A 3304-nucleotide genomic window follows, 5' to 3' on the forward strand; every position below is an offset into this window, starting at 1 on the left:
ATCGCCATCTAGAACGAAAAATATCTCATCAAAGCTGTTATGATAATGTGCATTCATCTGCTCTAGATCAACAGCAATAGCAACTCCGGCTTTATCATATTCCTCCCCGCTAATTATCTCTCTCATTTCTTTTGCGTATGGGGACTTAAGCACATTGTGTTCAGAATATTTTTTTGTAATCATAACTATCCTCAATTAATAGATATTTTATTTGTCAGATACTTTCTCTAGAATTTCATAAACTCGGCTTACCATATCTCGAGGGTCTTCAAGGTAGCCTGCTGATATGAGCGCGTTATCCAAAATCTGCTCAGCCACAAGCTTTGCCGTCTCAGGGTCACTATCTTTAAGAGCTGAAAGATTCTTCATAAGCTCGTGAGCGGGATTGATTTCTAGATTAACTGAATTAGTAAGATTTGCATCCTGCTTCATTGCCTTCATCATCCGGCGCATTGAGGGAGTCATAACCTTATCAGCATTAAGGGCTATGGCAGGGCTATCTACCAGACGCTTGCTCACGCTGACCTCATTGACAGCATCTTCTAGAGTCTCTTTAATCCAATCAGATAAAGCTTTTGCATCTTCATCTGAAAGTGCATCTTTTTTCTGATCTGATTTTATTTCATCAAGCTCAATATCTGAATTGTCTGCGGATACTAAATCTTTATCCGAGAACTTGGCAATACTCGTCATGACGAATTCATCTACCGGCTCATAGAGGTATAGAACTTCTATCCCGTGCGCCTTAAATGCTTCTAAATTAGGACCGCTCTCTATTGTTTCCCGGTTTGGACCATAGAGATAATATATTTCTTTCTGCTCTTCTTTCATTCGGGATACATAGTCATCAAGTGAAGTGAGTTCTCCTTTTTCTGTAGCTGAGGACTCATAGCGAAGGAGCTTTGCAAGCTGCTCGCGGTTTTTAAAATCTGCAGCCACTCCCTCTTTTAAATAAATTGCAAAGCTCTCATAAAACTCTTTATATTTCTCAGCATCCTTTTTAGATTCATCCTCTAGTGTCTTAATAAATCGTCCGGTTATTACCTGACCAATTTTATTTGTAAGAGCGCTGTCCTGCATTGACTCTCTTGAAATGTTTAGCGGAAGATCAGCGCTGTCGATAACACCTTTTAAAAAGCGCATCCAGTCAGGCAGCAGCCCCTTAGGCTTTGAATCTATCAATATCTTTTTGCAATACAGACTCACCCCAGGATCAACTTTGCCAAACCCCATTTGCTCAGGGTTTATTTGCGGAGTAAAAATAAGTGCATTTATTTCTATAGGAGCATCAGAGCTAAAGTGCATGCGGTATGTTGGCTCGTCAAAAGCATTGGCCTGAAACTTATAGAAATCTGAATATTCTTCATCTGATATTTCACTCTTATTTCGCATCCAAATTGGCTGGATATTGTTTATCTGCTCAGAGTTTAACTTGATTGGGAACTGCACGAAGCTTGAGTAATGCGTGAGGATTTGCTTAACCCTTTCTGAATTTGAAAACTCTTTTTCTTCATCTTTTAAATGAACAACTATTTTCGTTCCTCGTCTCACGCCTTTTGCGCTTTCTATCTCGTATGTGCCAGAGCCATCACTTTTCCACAAAAGACTCTTTGCAGTTTTTTTCCAGTTATGCGTGTAGACCTCAACAGCCTCTGCAACCATAAACACACTATAAAAGCCAACACCAAATTGGCCTATGAGGTTTTGATTAACCTCTCCGCCTTTTTTTACAGCTTCAAGAAATGCTTTTGAGCCCGAATGAGCAATTGTGCCCAAGTTGTCTTTTAGATCATCACTGGACATACCTATACCGTGATCTTCTATTGTGATTGTATTTTCTTTATCATCAGTGGTAATGCTAATCTCAAGAGGTAGATCTTCATCGTAAACCTCTTTTTCAGTAAGTTGTAAATATCTAAGTTTTTCAAGTGCATCAGAGGCGTTAGAAACAAGCTCTCTGATAAAAACCTCTTTGTCTGTGTATAAAGAGTTTATTACAATATCTAAGACTTGTTTAACCTCTGCCTGAAATTCATGTTTTTTTGCAGCTTTCTCAGCCATTTGTAAATACTACCTCCGAAAATTTGTTATGGAATATACTGGGCGCAGTAATAATTTGCGCAGTGATAACATATTCACTAACTAGAGAATTTCAAGATTTTAGAGCTATAAGGCAATCACTATCTTGTGCTAGTTAATAAGCTTTACTTCACCAGTTTTTAGATCGTAGTTGCCTCCAACAACTTTGACTTCGCCTTTTTTGACCAAATCAGAAATAACCGGATCTGAATTGTTAAGCTTATCCACACCAAGCTGCACATTCTCAACTGTAGAGTTGTGAAGAAGATTCCCTTTTTCACCTTTTGCTATATCAACTGCTGGTTTAATAGTCTGCACTATGTCATTAATTGATCCCGGGAATTGGGTTCCTTTTTTTAGAGCTTCAATAGAACCAGCAACAGCGCCGCATTCACTATGACCCAGCACCATTATCAACCTAGCTCCTAATGCAAGCACTCCAAACTCAAGACTTCCCTGGAGCCCATAATTTGTAGGATTTACAATGTTCCCTGCCACTCTGACTACAAATAAATCTCCTATACCTTGATCAAAAATAATCTCAGGTGCTACTCTTGAATCAGCGCATGCTAAGATCGCTGCAAAAGGGCTTTGACCAGTAGCAACATATTCCCTCGTGTATACAGATCTTCTTGGCCCTTTTTTCATAGCATCGACAAATCTCCTATTACCTTCCATTATTGCTTCTAGTGCTTGATCAGGTGTCTGCGGTCTTTTAGTTTCCTGAGCCATGACCTCTGATGTAGATAAAATTTGACCTAAATTTAGACCAGCCGCCGCCACGGTACCTATTCCGCCTACCTTCAGAAAATTCCTTCTTGAAAACGAGTTATCTGACATATTATCCCTCCTATAATTTTTATGCCTGATTGCCACCGCTTAGTTCGAATTACATTTACTATAAAGATTATAATTAGATCAGGTTTGGTATTATGGTTTTAAAAACTTGATCTTACGCTCTATTAGCTGCCAGTTTCCACCGTTATTTACCCAGACGCTGTAGACTTCATAGTCCCCGCTATGATCTTTGCCCTCAAAAGTTTTCGCCATACTTATATCTACTTTTGAATTAGCCTTATCGCCGTCCATCGTTACTTCTACGTCAGTTATTTCCTGCCACTTTATAACCTGCTTGGGAATTGTTTTTAAGAAATCCTCTTTGTTCATTGACCAGCCAGTTGTCATACTTGATATTTCAAAGTTATCAGCCAAAAGAGAGTCCATC

General features: G+C 39.1%; 4 protein-coding genes. All 4 read right to left on the reverse strand.

Annotation, left to right across the window (positions count from 1 at the left end; genetic code table 11):
- On the reverse strand, positions 1-183 hold a 183-nt coding region (locus tag AAF462_11090; GenBank protein ID MEM7009667.1), incomplete at its 3' end, for a hypothetical protein.
- 24 nt (positions 184-207) lie between these two features.
- A complete protein-coding gene (gene htpG, locus AAF462_11095) occupies positions 208-2061 on the reverse strand; it encodes a molecular chaperone HtpG (GenBank protein ID MEM7009668.1) in 1854 nt (617 codons plus the stop codon).
- A 129-nt stretch (positions 2062-2190) separates the two neighbouring features.
- Positions 2191-2919: a carbonic anhydrase gene (locus AAF462_11100; GenBank protein ID MEM7009669.1), complete on the reverse strand. Its 729-nt coding sequence runs from the start codon at positions 2917-2919 to the stop codon at positions 2191-2193.
- A 90-nt stretch (positions 2920-3009) separates the two neighbouring features.
- A partial coding sequence (locus AAF462_11105) for a nuclear transport factor 2 family protein (protein ID MEM7009670.1) occupies positions 3010-3304 on the reverse strand: 295 nt, incomplete at its 5' end.

The organism is Thermodesulfobacteriota bacterium (assembly GCA_039028315.1).
GTDB lineage: Bacteria > Desulfobacterota_D > UBA1144 > Nemesobacterales > UBA2774 > CR02bin9.

What these genes read in the sequence shown, in the direction of transcription:
- AAF462_11100 (MEM7009669.1), bottom strand. Translation starts at nt 2,919, where the DNA reads ATGTCAGATAACTCGTTTTCAAGAAGGAATTTTCTGAAGGTAGGCGGA.
- htpG (MEM7009668.1), bottom strand. Translation starts at nt 2,061, where the DNA reads ATGGCTGAGAAAGCTGCAAAAAAACATGAATTTCAGGCAGAGGTTAAA.